We start from the raw sequence: 16,926 nt of genomic DNA on the forward strand, positions 1-16,926 counted from the left end.
GCTGGCGATAGCGGTGGATCAGTCAACAAAGATGTGTCTGACCGACCGCCATCGCCAGCAGGCTGGCTCCCACAGGGATTGTGATTAGAGGTTAACGACGTTGACGAACCGCGACATGGCGGTTTCGTCGATCTTGAGGCTGGTGAAATCAAACAGATTACGGTCCGCCAGTTGCGACGGTTGCACGTTCTGCAAGCTGCGGAAAATGCTTTCGGTACGGCCCGGGGTCTTGCGCTCCCACTCTTGCAGCATGTCCTTGACCACCTGACGTTGCAGGTTTTCCTGAGAACCACAGAGGTTGCACGGGATGATCGGGAATTGCTTGAAGTCCGAATAGGCCTGGATGTCTTTTTCGTTGCAGTAGGCCAGCGGGCGGATCACCACGTTGCGGCCGTCGTCGGCACGCAGCTTGGGCGGCATGGCCTTGAGCGAACCGTTGAAGAACATGTTGAGGAAGAACGTCTCGACGATGTCGTCGCGGTGGTGACCGAGGGCCATTTTGGTCGCGCCGATTTCGTCGGCAAAGGTGTAAAGCGTGCCGCGCCGCAGGCGCGAGCACAGCGAGCAGGTGGTCTTGCCTTCCGGGATCAGCTCCTTGACCACCGAGTAGGTGTCTTTCTCGACGATGTGGTACTCGATGCCCAGTTCTTTGAGGTAGGCCGGCAGCACGTGCTCAGGGAAGCCTGGCTGTTTCTGGTCCATGTTCACGGCCACGATCTCGAACTTGATCGGAGCGACCTTCTGCAAGTGCAAGAGCACGTCGAGCAGGGTGTAGCTGTCTTTGCCACCGGACAGGCAGACCATGACCTTGTCGCCGTCTTCAATCATGTTGAAATCGGCAACAGCCTCACCCGCCTGGCGGCGAAGGCGCTTTTGCAGTTTGTTCTGGTTGACCGTGAGAGTGCCCATGACGCGAAATCCGTGAGATGTGACGAAAGGCCGGCATTTTACGCAAAAACCCCTCGTCGGCGAAGAGCCTGGCGACGGCACTTATCTGAGCTGAGCATACCCCTGTGGCGAGGGAGCTTGCTCCCGCTGGGTCGCGCAGCGGCCCCAAGACCTCCGACGCAGGTGTGTCAGGCAAACTCCGTCGGCTTTTTTTGCGACTGCTGCGCAGCCGAGCGGGAGCAAGCTCCCTCGCCACAATGGTTGCGCAAGACCATGCGGCGATTAGCAGGGGTGTTTACAGCGCAATTTGCTCTAACGCCCTGCAACCCGCGTCGTTAAGACCTTTCTATACTGCGACATAAGGTCGCACACATAGTCAGACCTATTACTTACTTGGCCACTTTGGCCTGTAGGCGCTCCACTGGGGGGCGACGGTAAAAACAAGAGGAGTGACTGGCATGATCCATCACGTAGTGGGGCTCTTCACCCACCCCGACCAGGAATGGAAAGAAATCCGTGGCGACCAAGAGGAAAGCATCAGCCACATGTACCTGACTCACACGCTGATTCTGGCGGCGATCCCCGCTGTGTCGGCGTTTATCGGCACCACTCAAGTCGGCTGGGTCATCGGCAATCGAGCGCCGGTCATGTTGACCCAGGAAAGTGCGCTATGGATGACGATCATGTCGTACCTGGCGATGCTCGGCGGCGTTGCGGTCATGGGCGCATTCATCCACTGGATGGCCCGGACCTATGACGCCAATCCAAGCCTGGCCCGCTGCGTTGCATTTGCGACCTATACCGCGACCCCGCTGTTCATCGGCGGTCTGGCGGCGCTGTACCCACACATGTGGCTGGGGATGATCGTCGGGACGGCGGCCATCTGCTACACGGTGTATTTGCTGTATGTGGGGCTACCCACTTTCATGAACATTCCATCAGACGAGGGCTTCCTGTTTTCCAGTTCGGTGCTTGCCGTAGGCCTGGTGGTGCTGGTTGCCATCATGGCGTTTACAGTGATTGTCTGGGGACTCGGCGTGGGGCCGGTCTATACCAATTAGCAACACACCATCGAAAAACTAGATCTGCCAACACAGGCCGCCGCAAGGCGGCCTTCTAATGTGTGAGGGGTAACGACCATTCGGCGCCTCGGCGATTCGCAAGGCCCCGGCGTTGCGGCATACTCGACGTCTCTGGAGATCCATCAAGCATGCCCGAGCAACTCAATACCCGCGTCGAAGACTGTTACCAATTAGCCGAATCCTTTTTCAAACGAACTTTCAAACGCCCCGTGGTGAGCCTCAAGCTGCGCGGTCAAAAAGCCGGTGTCGCGCATTTGCACGAGAACCTGCTGCGTTTCAACCCGCAGCTGTACCGGGAAAACACCGAAGACTTCCTCAAGCAGACCGTGGCCCACGAAGTGGCGCACCTGATCGCCCATCAACTGTTTGGCGACCGCATTCAGCCGCACGGCGAAGAGTGGCAATTGATCATGCGTGGCGTGTACGAACTGCCGCCCAATCGCTGCCACACCTACGACGTCAAACGCCGCAGCGTGACCCGCTACATCTACAAATGCCCGTGCGTCGACAGCGATTTCCCGTTTTCCGCACAGCGTCATGGCCTGGTGCGGCAGGGACGGCGGTATTTGTGTCGGCGGTGTCGGAGCACATTGGTGTTTAGTGGGGAGATGCGGGTCGAGTAGTGGGATTTGTGGTGTTTGGGCCGGCCTCTTCGCCAGCAGGCTGGCTCCCACTGGGGATCATCGATACGCCACAGATCCATTGTGGGAGCCAGCCTGCTGGCGATGGCGGCCTGACAGGCACTAGAGAATCACTTTGGCACGCCGCAGTTCTTCGATCCGCTGTGCACTGAACCCCAACTCCCCCAATACCTGATCCGTATGCTGCCCCAACACCGCACCAATATGCCGTGGCGCCGGCAACCCCTCTGAGAACTTCAACGGACAAGCCATCTGCGACTGCGTAGAACCATCCCCCCGCGGTACTTCCGCCACCAACTCCCGCGCCTGCAACTGCGGATGCTGCACCGCCTCACCCAAACTCAGTACCGGCTCGACACACGCATCCACCCCGGCAAACAACTCGCACAACTGCGCAAAGTCATGCTTCTCGAATTCGGCTTTCAACTCATTCTTCAGCGCCTGTTGCTCGGCAGGTTTGGGCGACAGCCCCTTGGCCGCCAGTTCCGGCCGCCCCAGCGCCGTACACAGTTGTTGCATGAATACCGGCTCCAGACTGCCCACCGATAACCAACGTCCGTCCCGCGAACAGTAATAGTCGTAGAAGCTGCCGCCATTGAGCATCTGATCCTCCCTCCCCGGCTCCACGCCACAGGCCAGATAACCGGCGCCGGCCATGGCGTTCAGGCTGAAGGCGCAGTCGGTCATGCTCACATCCAGATGCTGCCCCACCCCGCTTTGCTGCCGAGCGATCACCGCCGCCAGCAAGCCGATCACGCCGTGCAGCGAGCCCCCGGCGACATCCGCCACCTGCATGCCCAACGGCAGCGGCCCACTCTCGGTGCGCCCGGTGTAGCTCGCCAGTCCCGCCAGCGCCAGATAGTTGATGTCGTGGCCGGCGCGGTCCTTGTAGGGGCCGGTCTGGCCGTAACCGGTAATCGACACGTAGATCAGCCGCGGATTGATCGCCTTCAAGGCTTCATAACCCAGCCCCAGGCGTTCCATCACACCGGGACGGAACTGCTCCAGCACGATGTCGTGGTCTGCCAGCAACTGCTTGATCACCTCCAGCGCCTCGGGCTGCTTGAGGTCCAGCGCCAGGCTGCGCTTGTTGCGATTGAGGTAGGCGTGGCTGGCCGACACCCCGTGATCGTGCGGCGGCAACACCCGCAGCAGATCCATGCGGGTCGGCGATTCGATGCGCAAGACTTCCGCGCCCATGTCCGCCAGCAACAACGAGGCAAACGGCCCCGGCAGCAGTGTCGAGAAATCCAGAACCTTGAGTGATGCCAGTGGACCGGGCATGAGCAATCTCCGTGAACGATGCTTCCAGCCTAGGCAGGCAAACCCATTGCAGCAATCACCTGAAGTGTCAGCAGCGGTGACCGTTGCGCTCAAATCCCGGACAAGAAAAAACCCGCCGAAGCGGGTTTTTCATTACAGCGCGTCTTACTTGACGTTGCTTGGGGTTGGGCCTTCGGCCACGCCCAGGTCGTCTTCTTCACGTTCGTCGGAGATACCGCGACCGCCGGAAGCCAGCTCGACTTGCAGCTTGTCTTCGTCCAGCTCTTTCACCCACTTGGCCACGACCAGGGTCGCAACAGCGTTACCCACGAGGTTGGTCAGCGCACGGGCTTCAGACATGAAGCGGTCGATACCAAGGATCAGCGCCAGACCGGCAACCGGCAGGTGACCAACGGCAGACAGGGTAGCGGCCAGCACGATGAAACCACTGCCGGTTACGCCCGCGGCACCTTTGGAGGACAACAACAGCACCAGCAACAGGGTGATCTGGTGAGTGATGTCCATGTGGGTGTCAGTCGCCTGAGCGATGAAGACGGCGGCCATGGTCAGGTAGATCGAAGTACCGTCGAGGTTGAACGAGTAACCCGTCGGGATCACCAGACCGACAACGGATTTCTGCGCGCCCAGGCGTTCCATCTTGATCAGCATGCGAGGCAGAGCGGATTCCGAAGAGGAAGTGCCCAGCACGATCAGCAGTTCTTCACGGATGTAACGGATCAGCTTCAAGACGCTGAAGCCGTGGACGCGGCAGATGGCGCCCAGGACAACCACCACGAACAAGATGCAGGTGATGTAGAAGCAGATCATCAACTGACCCAGTTGCACCAGCGAGCCTACGCCGTAAGCACCAATGGTGAAGGCCATTGCACCGAAGGCACCGACCGGGGCGAGCTTCATGATCATGTTGATGATGTTGAACATCACGTGAGCAAAGCGATCAATGAAGTCCAGCACCGGCTTGCCGTAGGCACCGAGGCGATGCAGGGCGAAACCGAAGATCACCGAGAACATCAGCACTTGCAGGATATCGCCGTTGGCGAACGCGCCGACGATGGTGTTCGGGATCACATTGAGGATAAAGGCAACGATGCTCTGGTCTTTACCGGCCGAAATGAAACCCGCGATTTTGCTGGTGTCCAGAGTCGTCACGTCGATGTGCATGCCGGCGCCCGGTTGCACGACGTTGACCACGACCAGACCGATCAGCAAGGCAATGGTCGAAACGATTTCGAAGTACAGCAGCGCATAACCGCCGGTCTTGCCGACCGACTTCATGTTCTGCATGCCGGCGATACCACTGACGACCGTACAGAAAATGATCGGCGCGATGACCATTTTGATCAGTTTGATGAACCCGTCACCCAGCGGCTTGAGGGCCACACCGGTCTGCGGGTAGAAGTGACCGAGCAAGATGCCGATGGCGATAGCAACGATCACCTGGAAATACAGGGATTTGTATATTGGCTGACGAGTCGTCATTGCAAAGTTCCTCAAGAGCGTCCCGCGACAACATCCATCTGTTGTCAACGACACCTCATTTGCGAACCCTCCTGCACTGGAGGGATTTGTTTTGTCGAGCTGCGCAACGGCAGGCATCTGCTGGTTGTATCGCAAGGCCCGTGCCACCTTCGTCAAAAAGCCTGCGAGCCTTTTGACATCAAGGGTTACAGGTTCAGCCTTGCCACTGACCGGCTACAACAATGTGGCGGATTTCCGCCCATCCTCCAGACCTCGTCCTACAATTTGGCGGATATCCGCCTGTTCATCATCAGGAGCGACAGCTACCATCCGTCGTTCAATGGGTCGGACCTGCCTGCCATGCGTGAGCGCACCATCGCCAGTCATTTCGCCCGTGCCGTCCTCGGTGGCGCGCGCCGGTTGGGTTATGACTATTCAAATCTGCTGCAACAACTGGGCATCAGCCCTGAGTTGCTGGAGGAGCCGCGTGCGCGGATTGCGCCGGAGCAGTTCACGCGATTGATCCAGGAGTTGTGGCTGGCCCTCGACGACGAGTACCTCGGTTTCGGGCCGACACCCAGTAAAACCGGCACCTTCGCCATGATGTGCCACGCCGTGATCCACTGCCGCAACCTCGATAAGGCTCTGCAACGCGGCCTACTGTTTTATGGCCTATTCCCTGACGGTCCGCGCCTGACCCTGACCCGCGAAGACGAAATGATCCGCCTGAGCCTCGATGATTCGAAGTTCCAGGACCCGGACCATTTCCTCACCGAAAGCCAGTTGATGGTGTGGCATCGCCTCGGCAGCTGGCTGATCGGCCAGCGCATTCGGCTGGAGCAGGCGACGTTCAGCTACCCAAGGCCCGAACACGGCGCCGAATACGACTTGCTGTTCCCCTGCCCCCTGGTGTTTTCCACGGAGCAGAGCAGCCTGCTGTTTCACAGCCGCTACATGGACATGCCGCTGCTGCAGGACGAACGCACCCTCAAACATTTCCTCCAACACTCCCCCGCCAACCTGCTGTCGCGCCCGGATGACGGCGACAGTCTGAGCAGCCAGCTGCGTCGCTTGCTCAGCCGCGACAGTTCCCGCTGGCCAGACCTCGAAGCCGTGGCCGCGCACCTGCACATCAGCCCGCAGACCTTGCGCCGGCACTTGCGGGAAGAAGGGTCAAGTTTTCAGGAATTGAAGGATCAGTTGCGCCGGGACATTGCGATTTATCACCTGGGCCGGGCGGATCTGTCGTTGCAGCAGATTGCCGAGCAACTGGGGTTTTCCGAGCCTTCGGCGTTTCATCGGGCGTTCAAGAAGTGGACGGGTTTGACGCCAGGGGCCTATCGCGCACAGGAGAACTGAATCTTCGGTTGAATCGACTGGCCCCTTCGCGAGCAAGCCCGCTCCCACAGGATCTTCAGTGAACACATAATTGTGTGAACTCAGGAGATCAAATGTGGGAGCGAGCCTGCTCGCGATTGAACGATGACGCGGTCTACCTGACTGAACGCCTATGGCGGATCAAGCCTGTCCAGCATCCGATTCACTGCCAGCTCCCCCAGCATCACAACCTGCTGAATCCCCAGCACGGTGTTGCGATGCGGCCCCTCCATCAACCCCGCGAAATTACTCAACATCACACTTGCTGATGCCATGGATTCACAAGCGTTGACCAGCAACGTTTCGTCATCGGTATCAGGGGCGACGAAGTAGATCGTGCTGGGTTTACGTGGCGTGTCTTTGGGAATGACCGGTTTGAGGTAGTAATCGAGGGCGCGGTCGGCGGCTTCGTTGAGTTTTTTGGAGTCTGTGGAATCGTAGGGAGAAACGTCGTCGGTTTCCGGTGGGTTGGGCGTAATTTTGAACATGTAAAGCTCCGTGGTTGGTTAAGCCGCCACGACCTATCGCTAAACAAGTAAAGGTGGCGGCTGTACGCAGGTTAGCGATCCGGGACACAGAAACCCCGGGTAGACCTCGAAGGTCTCCCACGCACAGCCACCATTACGCAAATTGCAGGCATTAGAAACTGCAATCAAACTTGGGCGCTTTTGCGTCTGTGTAGGGGATCGGATCGCTAAACCCGATCGCTGATTCGTCAGCGACCCGCAAACGATAGAGCCCACGCCCCAGGCGCACAAGCCGGCGGATTCTGGCGTAGTCGTAGGCAGCGGCGCAAGGATGTGTAGCCTGAGTGAGTGTCTGGAGATGTTTTTTAAACATCTCCGTTTATTACTCACTCAGGGCCGAGCAAAGAAGTATCGGGCAGATAAACTAATATGCCGCCTCTCCCGTGACCTTTCCCTATCTTCAGGTCCAGTTGATCCCCCAACTGTTCTGACTGATTAGTCCCGATAATTCGTCAAAGACATGATATGTCCCGTATCCCGGGTTTGTAGGCCACCCGAAACCGGGGTTGATGAAAGTGTTGGCCCCGGGAAACACCTCCGTCACCCCGTTGTGACCATTACTGCCTCTGATCGCCAGCAAACGCGAGATCGCAGGGTGCGAATAACATGCCCCAATTACTTTTAAACTAACCCCACGAGGAACACTTGACCCGCTGGGAACAGGTGCTCCGGTGTCGTTTCGGAAGACACTGGTAATCGTTGGGCTTGTATAACGTGGAATGATCGTAAACTGCCGCGCGGCTGACGGCGGAATGCTGTCATACAGCGCTTTGACGGTGAAGCTGTGGGAGCCCACCCCAAGCGTCGATACTGTAAGAGTCCAGATCCCAGTCGTTTGATGGGCGAACGGTTTCCCCTTGGACACGGCGCCATCGAGCACATCGACTTGCAGGCCATTACCCGCTCGACCGGTCAACACCGCAGTGGTCTCTACCGTATGGCCACCTTGACGAATCTCAACACCACTGGGCGAGCCTTTGACCGAACTGATAGTCGGCGCGACCACTGCTATTACGTCAACTGTCCTTGGCTCGGAGGTCTTACCCGAACCGTACAGCGCCGTCGCGATGTAACGGTGAAGTCCAAGGCTCAAGCCGGACACCGGCAAGCTCCAGATCCCCGTCTTCAGGTCGGCCGTGGGCTGGCCTTTGGAAACCTCGCCGTCGGTCACATCCACTTTCTGACCTTTACTGGCCAGCCCGGACACCACCAGTTCCTTCTCGCGAGTCGTGCCGCCGTCGGGAATATCGACCCCACCCGAAGCGCCTCTGATTGAGGTAATAGAAGGCTTCTCATCCACCGCCTCACCAATCACCTTCGCCTCGGCAGTTGTCGAAGTAGCAATCACCGTATTTGCGCGTATCTGCTCGTGCGTGACCATTACGTCACTGTCGGCAATTACCTTGCTGTTGGGGATATCCCAGGCGATTTGCCCCGGCACCTGCGTGATCGGCAACGTTGCTTCATGAAAGGCAACCTGGCTGCCATTCAGCATCGCGGTGAACGTCAGATGTATTTCATCCCCCACCTGCCAGATTGCCTGGATCAAATGGATCAACGCCCACAACGGCCCGCCGTTCATCTTGGCAAGGTCCACAGTATTAGGGTCGTCATTGTTCTCGGTCGGGATTTCTCGAAGGATTGCCTTTTCCAATGTTATACGGCTGACGTGAACATCGATGTACTCAGGTGCGGACTGGCTGAAATTACCCAGTTGATCAGTGACGGAATACTCGAGCACCGTTTGTGGGTCATCGCCACTTTGGACGAAAGTGTCGGTAAACAGCGTTTGTGTCACAACGGGCAATCCCGGCCCCGCCTCTGCGGGCGTTACTTCGCGCTCAACCTGCACCACACCCAGCGTCAGGCGAATAAGGTCGTAGGCTCGCCGATTGGAATAATCGAATCCGAACATCACACCTTGCCTGGCCCGCTCGGCATCGACGCCGTTCGAACGGACATCGGCCGGTATTTGCAGACGGGTATTTGTCGGGGCAGGTGCGCCGGGTGCCCGAAGGTGGTAGAGCACTTCGAGTTTTCGAGAGTCTTCGAAGCTGCCACTGGGCCGGGTGACTCTGTAAAAAATAATGTTGATGCCGTCCCTCAATCTCCCTCGGGGCACGTACAGGCGCACACGCAACTGCTCTTCACCTGGACTGATGGTTTTGCCATCCACCGGTGCGGCTACGCCTTCGATGTACAAATCTACTCGATCATCCACCGCCGTGACCGCCATCAGGGGCTCGGCCCATGGGTCGACCAGGCATTCCAGCCCCTTGGTTTGATCATCGTAAATAGAGTGGGGAATACCACCAGCGGCAATACCCGGAGGACGAACCGGAGTGATCCAGCCTTGAATGATCACTGGAACAAGTTCAAATAACTGGTTCAACGCCGTTGACTGGATGTCCATTATTCTCTCCCAGAGTGTGAAGGCTTTCAGCCCTCGCGGGCCCCAAGGCAATCACACACTGGGAGGAAGAAATTGGCTACTGTCAGAAATAACAGGTAGGTAGTGTTTTTCGACGAATGGTCAGCTCAGAAACCCGGCTTGATACGGGGCTTGTCGCGCTCAAGAGAACTGGTTTTTGTACTGAATTGACTGGACCTATCGCGAGCAGGCTCACTCCCACATCTGATCTCGAGTGGCCGCAAGTAGTGTGTTCACCGAAGATCCATTGTGGGAGCGAGCCTGCTCGCGAAGAGGCCCGTAAGAACACCATCAAACTACCGGAAAATGAATCCGGAACGCCGCCCCGCCCATCGACGAATCCCCGAGTGTCAGCTTCGCGCTGTAGCTCTCGATGATGTCCTTGACCACCGCCAGCCCGATCCCCTGCCCCGGGTGCTGGCGATCCAGCCGCTCGCCCCTTTGCAGAATCCGCGCCCGCTGATCCGGCGGCACGCCTGGCCCGTCATCTTCAACGCACAACTCAACGCCGCTCAGGGTTTCGCGCACGCTGATGCGCACTTCGCTCAGGCACAGGCGATAGGCGTTTTCCAGCAGGTTGCCCATCATTTCCAGCAGCGCGCCTTGCTCGATCGGCACGTAACACTGATCCGGCAGATCGAAAGCGACCCGCACGCGCTTGTCGCGGTAGACCTTGTCCAGCGTGTCGCACAAGCTTTGCAGCACCGGGCGCAGTTGCACCTGGTGGCGTACCAGACCGCTTTTGCGCAGGCTGGCACGTTGCAGTTGATAGCCGATCTGCTGGCTCATGCGTTCGATCTGGGTTTGCAGCACCCAGGCCTGATCTCGGTTTTCCGGGCGTTGGGCCATGTCTTCGCTGACGCCTTGCAGCACGGTCAGCGGGGTTTTAAGGCTGTGGGCCAGGTCGTCGAGGGAATCACGGTAGCGGCTGCGCTGTTCCCGTTCGCTGTGCAGCAAGCGGTTGAGGGAGCCGGTCAGGCGCAGCAGTTCGCGCGGGTGTTGTTCGCTGAGGCTTTCGCGGGCGCCGCTTTCGATTTCGTCGAGTTCCTGGCTGAGCCGACGCAAGGCCTGCAAGCCCCAGGTCAGGCCGATCCACAGCAGCGCCAGCAACACCAGCAACGCGGCGCCGAAACCGAGGTAGAGGTTTTCGCGCAGGCCTTCGAGGGTGACTTCGTATTCGCGCACCGGTTGCAACGCAACGATGCTGAACGCCGCGCTTTTGCCGCCGAGCAGTTTGACTTCGACGTCATAGACGAAGAATTCCTGACCATCGGCCTCGCGAATGCGCGCGAATTCGTTGCCGCGTCCGTCGTAACGCGGTTTGTAGTTGATCTTTTCTTCGCGGGTGGCCTTCGAGCGCCACACCAGGTGACCTTCGCGGTCATAGATGTAGCCGACCAAGCGGCTGTCGGTCAGGTTGAAGCGTTCATCGGGCAGCTGCGCCGGCATCTGCAGGGAGTTGTTTTCCACCCGTGCAGCGGAGATCAGCGTGGTGACGTCCGATGCCAGGCGCTGCTCGATGGAATCCTGCAACGCCAGGCTGAACGCGCCCTGCATCGCTGGCAGCAATGCCAGCATGAACAGCACCGCCAGAGTGGCGGCGGCGAGCATTAACCGGACACGAAGAGAACGAATCAAGTGCAGCGCTCATTGAACAGGTAGCCGAGGCCACGCACGGTGTCGATCGGTTTGAACCCGGCCGGGCCTTCGAGTTTGCGGCGCAGACGGCCGACCAGCACTTCGATGACGTTCGGATCGCGCTCGTCGTCGTCCGGGTAGAGCTGTTCCATCAAGCGGTCCTTGGCCACCACTTGCTGGTGATGTCGCATCAGGTACTCGAGGATTCGGTACTCGTACGCGGTCAGCGCCAGCGGTTGTTCATCAAGGGACGCCTGTTTGCGGTTAAGGTCCAGCATCAACGGCCCCGCGACGATAGTCGACTGGGTGAATCCGCTGGAGCGGCGCAGCAAGGCATTCAAGCGCGCGTCGAGTTCTTCGAACTGGAATGGCTTGACCACGTAATCGTCGGCACCGGCGGCGAGGCCTTCGACCTTGTCCTGCCAGTTGCCGCGCGCGGTGAGGATCAGGATCGGGAAGGTCTTGCCGCGCGAGCGCAGGTGGCGGATCAGGTCGAGCCCGCTCATGCCCGGCAGGCCGAGGTCGATCACCGCCAGGTCGTGGTTGAACTGCTCGGTCTGGTACAGCGCCTCCTCGGCGTTGGCCACGGACTCGACCACGTGGCCGCTGTCCGTCAGGCGGGTTTGCAGGTGATGGCGCAACAGAGCTTCATCTTCGACGACCAGCAGTTTCATAACGCTCTCCTAGGCAAATCGTTATCTCCAGCAGCACAATTCATTCAGGCCGCAGAACCTGTGGGAGTGAGCCTGCTCGCGATATCGGCGTGTCAGTCGACATCAATGTCGAATGTGCTGGCCGCATCGCGAGCAGGCTCGCTCCTACAGGGATTGCGTTTATCTGACAGACATTTCTTATCAGAAAGCGTAGTTCGCCGACAGGTACGTCTGGGCGCTGCTGGTCAGGTCCAGCGAACCCTGTTTGCTGCCACCGCGCTCGCTCATCTCGGTGCTGGCGTTGCTGCGCAGGTAACGGTAACCCATCTCGACCGAGGTATTTTGCGACACTTGCTGCAACACGCCAACCTGGCCGCCAATGGCGTAACCGATGTTGCTGTCGCGGCTGAAACCTGGGGACTCCTGAGTCATTTTGGTCAGGCCGGCCGTGGCACCGCCGAACAATTTGGTGCTGCCGCCCACCGGGTAGAACAGGTCGTAGCTGCCCAACAGGTTTTCCTGACGCAGTTTAATGCCATTGTGCGAGCCCGACACGTTGTCGTAAGTGGCGTAGTAGCGACCCTGGCTGTTTTGCTGGCCCAGACGCACACCCCAGGTGGTGTCCTTGCCAATCACGCCGTCGGCGTTCGGGCTGTTGAGGTTGTCGTTCAGGGCGTGGGACTTTTTGACCTTGTCGCTGGTTTGTCCAAGCGTAAGGCTGGCGAAATTGTCGTCGGAGGCGAAAGCGGCGGTGCTCGCGCCCAGGACGGTGAAAGCCAGAAGCAGTTTTTTGAAGTTAGTCATTGGGGAATTTCCTCATGCGCTATTTGCTTTTTGGGTACGGGGCAAGGTTACGCAAGCACCCCTGAACTCCCCCTGAACACACTCTGAACCTGAGCTGAATCAAATCGGCTTGGCTGTTTTGATGACTTTGACTTACGACTGCTGCGCAGCCGAGCGGGAGCAAGCGCCCTCGCCACAAAAGCGGTTGCCACTACCCAGCCTGATGGCAACCCGGCAAAATGCGCGACATGAATCCCGCCCCCGCCCTACCCGTCTGCTGCACCCCGCTCGATGCCCATTGGCCGCTGCCGTTTGTGCTGCCCGATACGGTGCTGTTGAGCACGCGCTTCGACACCTCGCAACTGGCCAGTGATGATTTCCAGCGCAGCGCCATCGAGCCGCCGGCGAGCATTCAGCGTTCGGTCGCCAAGCGTCAGGCCGAGTTTCTGGCCGGTCGGGTCTGCGCCCGGGCGGCGTTGCAGCAGTTGGAAGGGCTGAGTTTTACCCCGGCCATCGGTGAAGACCGGGCGCCGGTGTGGCCCGCGCATATCAGCGGCTCAATCACCCACAGCACCGGCCGGGCCGCGGCGATTGTGGCGAAGAAAGCCGATTGGCGTGGTTTGGGGATGGATCTGGAAAACCTGCTCAACCCTGAACGGGCCGAACGTCTGGCCGGGGAAATCCTCACCCCGCCCGAGTTGCAGCGCATGGCGGCAGGCCCCCGTGATCAGCTGGCGATGCTGGTGACGCTGACGTTTTCGGTGAAGGAAAGTTTGTTCAAGGCGCTGTATCCGATTGTCCAGCAGCGGTTTTATTTTGAACATGCCGAGGTGTTGGAATGGACCGAGGCGGGTGAAGTGCGGTTGCGGCTGCTGACTGACCTGTCCAGCGAATGGCGCAATGGCACAGAGCTGGATGCGCAGTTTGGGATGGTGGATGGGCAGTTGTTGAGTCTGGTCAGTATCAAGGCCTGAGAGCGCTTTCCCTGTTGCAGCTGGCGAAGCCTGCGTTCGGCGACGCAGTCGTCGTAAAATCAGACACCGCGGTCTTTCAGGTAAACCGCGTTTGCCGGGTTTACGACGACTGCGTCGCCGAACGCAGGCTTCGCCAGCTGCTACAGGTTTTGCGCCAATCTCACCGCCGCTCCTGATTCCTCGGCCAACTCAGGCTGAAACACGCCCCGCCCAGACTCTTGCTCTTGCTGATCAACGCCCGCCCGTCATGCCAGTGGATGATCCGCCGCACGATCGACAACCCCAACCCATGCCCGCCAGACGCCCGGGTGCGGCTGTCATCGAGACGCAGGAACGGCGTGAAGATTTTCTCCCACGCCGACTCCGGCACCCCCGGCCCGTCATCTTCGATGTCCACCCGGCAACGCTGCTGCCCCACCTGATAACTGACGGTCACCCGCGACGAGGCGTGGCGCATGGCATTGCTCACCAGGTTCTGAATCGCCCGATGCAAATAGCGCGGCTCGGCCTCGACCCAGGCGTCATCGCAATCGGCCGCTGACAGGCACAACCCGCGCTGCACCGTGACCTCGGCGCGCAACGGCGCCAATTCCTCGATCACTTGATTGACCAACGCATCCAGATCGATCCGCTGGAAATTCAGCGCCGGCGAGCCCTGCTCCAGGCGCGCGTAGGTCAGCATTTCGTCCACCAGCTTGTCGAGGTCCTCGATGTCGTGGTCCATGCCTTCGCGGTATTTCTCCAGGGCCTGCGGCGTCGTGGCCGAGCCGATCATCTCCAGGCCAAAACGCAGGCGCGCCACCGGGGTGCGCAATTCGTGGGACACCGCGCGCACCAGTTCACGCTGGATCGCCAGCAACTGCTGCAAGTGCTCTGCCATGCCGTTGAACGCCGAGGCCAGTCGCCCCACCGAGTCCGCGCCGCGCGCCGGTACGCGGGTTTCCAGGCTGCCCTTGGCGATGCGCGTGGCAGCGGCTTCGAGGCCACGTAAACGACGTTCAAGTTGTCGCACTAATAGATAGACGATCAAACCGATCAGGCTCAAACCAAGCGCCGCGATCAGCACCAGCCATTCCGGTGGATAAGGATTCATCTGATACAGCGGGCCGATTTCCAGGACCCACGGCGTGCCGACCATACCGGCGAATACCCGGATCGAGTCGCCGCCCTTACCCAGTGCCATCACCGTGTCGCCTTCGGAGATCCGGCGGCTCTGGTCTTCGTCCATGTCTGCCTGGTCGACGGTGACCAGCCGCAAGTCGAAACCGAAGCCCTTGTCGTGTTTCAACTGCGCCAGACGCTTGGGCTGTTCGGCCACCGGCACGCGCACCAGTTCGTCGGCCAGCAGGTAAATAGTCGCTCGCGCCAATTGCTCGCTGATCTGCTGCACCTCGCCCGTGAGAACCAGCTGCTCCTTGTCGCTGACCAGGCGATAAACCCTTGCCGCGTGCGGGCCGGTCTGTTCCACCAGCGCCTGGCCGCGCAACACGCGGGTGCGCTGAGTCAGGTCGAGGTCGGTCTGGGCGAAGGTTTTCAGCGCCAATGGAATACCCATCAAACGCTCCCACACCAGCAAGGCCCGGTGGCGCTCGGTTTCGTTCATCGGGTTCAGGTTGTCGGCCATCAGCGAAAAGGTGCCGTGGGCCAGGCGTTCGCGGTATTGCTCGCTGCGCACCTGATTGAGCAGGTGCAACGCCAGTACGCCGAGCACCGCGACCAGAATCAGCGCCGCGCACATGCCGCCGTAGATGCGCAGGAAGATCGAGTTCACAGGGTGCAGGCTTCCGGAACGAACAGATAACCTTTGCTGCGGATGGTTTTGATCAGTCGTGGATGATCCGGGTCGTCTCCAATTTTCGGGCGGATGCGCGAGATGCGCACGTCGATGGAGCGGTCCTGGCCGTCATAGCCGATGCCTCGCAGCGCGGTGAAAATCTCTTCCCGGGACAGGATGCGCCCGGCGTTGGCCACCAGCAGCCACAGCAGATCGAATTCGGCGCTGGTCAGTTCGATGCCGTTGTCATTCAACCAGGCCTCGCGCAAAGCGTTGTCCACCACCAGCGGACCGAACTGCAGGCGCCGTTGTTTTTCCGGGGCCACCTCAGGGGCTTCACTGCGGCGTAGCAACGCCTGGATGCGCGCCAGCAGCAGGCGTGGACGCACGGGTTTGCACACGTAATCGTCGGCGCCCAGGTCGAGGCCAAGAATCTGATCAGTGTCATCGGTGCGGGCGGTGAGCATCAGGATCGGGCCGTCATATTTGTCGCGGACCTTGCGGCAGATGCTCAAGCCATCTTCGCCGGGGAGCATCAGGTCGAGGATCACCAGGTCCGGCTTTTCATTAATGATGCGAGCCGCGGCCAGGGCACCATTGCCCTCGATCGATACGCGCAGGCCATTGGCTTCCAGGTAATCGCGGGTCAGTTCGGCCAGACGCTGGTCGTCCTCCACAATCAATATCTGCCAGGCTTCTTGCTCCACGGTGACCTCTGCTTGCCAACAACACGAATAAGGAAGGATCCGCCCGTCTTTTTGTAATGATTGGGGAGGATAAGAAAGCATACACACTGGCCGATTGTATAAACGCCGAACGCCGAGAACACAAGCCGGCAAATGCGTTCGGACAACCCGGTTTTTTGTGATAGGGTTCGCGCCCTTAAAAATCCGAATGACTGTTTTCAATCGCTGAAAATCAGTGAAAAACGGTCCGCTCCAGCTAGGTCGCGGCCTACACGCCTGTTCCCTCTTTCACACACAATTTACGCACAGGTTTATCCACAGGTAGTACGTTGCAACACCCTCCAAAACGCATTATCTTGTAGCACGGCGCCAAAAAAACCCTACATGTAGGGTTTTGGCTTAAAAAGCCCAACCACATTTCAGACCAGAAACTCAAGCGCTTTATTGCTGTTTCTGGTTGAACCAAGCGTGATTTTGAAAGCCCAAACCGCACCTGCGGATGGCACCGTTTTTTTAGGCCAGAACAGCCAGAACGGTACGGGTGTTGCAGTCATTACTGTCACCCAGAATGGAATCCGGTTTCGGGCTCTGGCTCGCGACCAAAGACTTCGGCAAGGAAGCGGCATCATTAGCCTTTTCCTACTGTCCCGAAGTTGTTATGCCCGACGCCCGTCGGTTGTAGTGCTTCAGGACAGAACGGTGGGCACCATGAAGGTGCTCAAACAAACAT

At 59.1% G+C, this 16,926-nt stretch carries 15 protein-coding genes; 4 read left to right on the plus strand and 11 right to left on the minus strand.

The annotated features are described in order from the left end of the window. Positions 1-84 precede the first annotated feature (84 nt). Positions 85-909, minus strand: coding sequence for a tRNA 2-thiocytidine(32) synthetase TtcA (gene ttcA, locus ACA070_RS22885; protein WP_403105963.1), 825 nt, complete (start codon positions 907-909; stop codon positions 85-87). Positions 910-1,346: 437 nt separating this feature from the next. Between ttcA and ACA070_RS22890 the strand changes: the two genes are divergently transcribed. Together ACA070_RS22890 and ACA070_RS22895 are read left to right on the plus strand one after the other, a co-directional pair. Further along, entirely contained in the window at positions 1,347-1,949 is a 603-nt protein-coding gene (locus tag ACA070_RS22890) for a Yip1 family protein (protein ID WP_010457124.1), read from the plus strand. A gap of 149 nt (positions 1,950-2,098) precedes the next feature. Beyond that, positions 2,099-2,593, plus strand: a complete 495-nt coding sequence (locus tag ACA070_RS22895; protein ID WP_010457127.1) for a SprT family zinc-dependent metalloprotease — start codon at positions 2,099-2,101, stop codon at positions 2,591-2,593. Positions 2,594-2,713: 120 nt separating this feature from the next. On the opposite strand, the gene ACA070_RS22900 is transcribed toward ACA070_RS22895, so the two are convergent. Both ACA070_RS22900 and ACA070_RS22905 read right to left on the minus strand, forming a co-directional pair. Next, positions 2,714-3,895: a CaiB/BaiF CoA transferase family protein gene (locus tag ACA070_RS22900; RefSeq protein WP_497448452.1), complete on the minus strand. Its 1,182-nt coding sequence runs from the start codon at positions 3,893-3,895 to the stop codon at positions 2,714-2,716. Positions 3,896-4,039: 144 nt separating this feature from the next. After that, positions 4,040-5,374, minus strand: coding sequence for a dicarboxylate/amino acid:cation symporter (locus ACA070_RS22905; RefSeq protein ID WP_497448453.1), 1,335 nt, complete (start codon positions 5,372-5,374; stop codon positions 4,040-4,042). A gap of 339 nt (positions 5,375-5,713) precedes the next feature. On the opposite strand from ACA070_RS22905, the gene ACA070_RS22910 reads away from it, so the two are divergent. Then, entirely contained in the window at positions 5,714-6,712 is a 999-nt protein-coding gene (locus tag ACA070_RS22910; RefSeq protein WP_497448454.1) for an AraC family transcriptional regulator, read from the plus strand. Positions 6,713-6,861: 149 nt separating this feature from the next. Here the strand turns inward: ACA070_RS22910 and ACA070_RS22915 are convergent, their stop codons facing one another. The 5 genes from ACA070_RS22915 to ACA070_RS22935 form a co-directional block, all read right to left on the minus strand. Then, positions 6,862-7,218, minus strand: coding sequence for a DUF6124 family protein (locus ACA070_RS22915; protein WP_497448455.1), 357 nt, complete (start codon positions 7,216-7,218; stop codon positions 6,862-6,864). Positions 7,219-7,657: 439 nt separating this feature from the next. Beyond that, the gene (locus ACA070_RS22920) at positions 7,658-9,670 is read right to left on the minus strand and encodes a hypothetical protein (protein WP_497448456.1); all 2,013 of its coding nucleotides are present in this window, start codon (positions 9,668-9,670) and stop codon (positions 7,658-7,660) included. 309 nt (positions 9,671-9,979) lie between these two features. Then, a complete protein-coding gene (locus ACA070_RS22925) occupies positions 9,980-11,326 on the minus strand; it encodes an ATP-binding protein (protein ID WP_497448457.1) in 1,347 nt (448 codons plus the stop codon). Beyond that, positions 11,323-12,000 (minus strand): response regulator, encoded by a 678-nt coding sequence (locus tag ACA070_RS22930; RefSeq protein ID WP_497448458.1) that lies wholly within the window; start codon positions 11,998-12,000, stop codon positions 11,323-11,325. Before ACA070_RS22930 ends, ACA070_RS22925 begins: the two co-directional genes overlap by 4 nt. Before the next feature lie 180 nt (positions 12,001-12,180). Then, on the minus strand, positions 12,181-12,783 hold the full coding sequence (locus ACA070_RS22935; RefSeq protein ID WP_497448459.1) for a hypothetical protein: 603 nt from the start codon (positions 12,781-12,783) through the stop codon (positions 12,181-12,183). 227 nt (positions 12,784-13,010) lie between these two features. On the opposite strand from ACA070_RS22935, the gene ACA070_RS22940 reads away from it, so the two are divergent. After that, positions 13,011-13,736, plus strand: coding sequence for a 4'-phosphopantetheinyl transferase family protein (locus ACA070_RS22940; protein WP_497448460.1), 726 nt, complete (start codon positions 13,011-13,013; stop codon positions 13,734-13,736). Positions 13,737-13,896: 160 nt separating this feature from the next. Here the strand turns inward: ACA070_RS22940 and ACA070_RS22945 are convergent, their stop codons facing one another. From ACA070_RS22945 to ACA070_RS22955, 3 genes are all read right to left on the minus strand, one after another. Beyond that, complete coding sequence (locus ACA070_RS22945; protein ID WP_497448461.1) at positions 13,897-15,507, minus strand: ATP-binding protein; 1,611 nt, start codon at positions 15,505-15,507, stop codon at positions 13,897-13,899. Beyond that, positions 15,504-16,217 carry a response regulator gene (locus ACA070_RS22950; protein ID WP_131060275.1) on the minus strand — a complete coding sequence of 238 codons (714 nt, stop codon included), beginning with the start codon at positions 16,215-16,217 and terminating at the stop codon, positions 15,504-15,506. Before ACA070_RS22950 ends, ACA070_RS22945 begins: the two co-directional genes overlap by 4 nt. Before the next feature lie 398 nt (positions 16,218-16,615). Further along, entirely contained in the window at positions 16,616-16,750 is a 135-nt protein-coding gene (locus ACA070_RS22955; RefSeq protein WP_497448462.1) for a hypothetical protein, read from the minus strand. Between the last annotated feature and the right edge of the window lie 176 nt (positions 16,751-16,926).

Source organism: Pseudomonas sp. LBUM1678 (genome assembly GCF_059695575.1).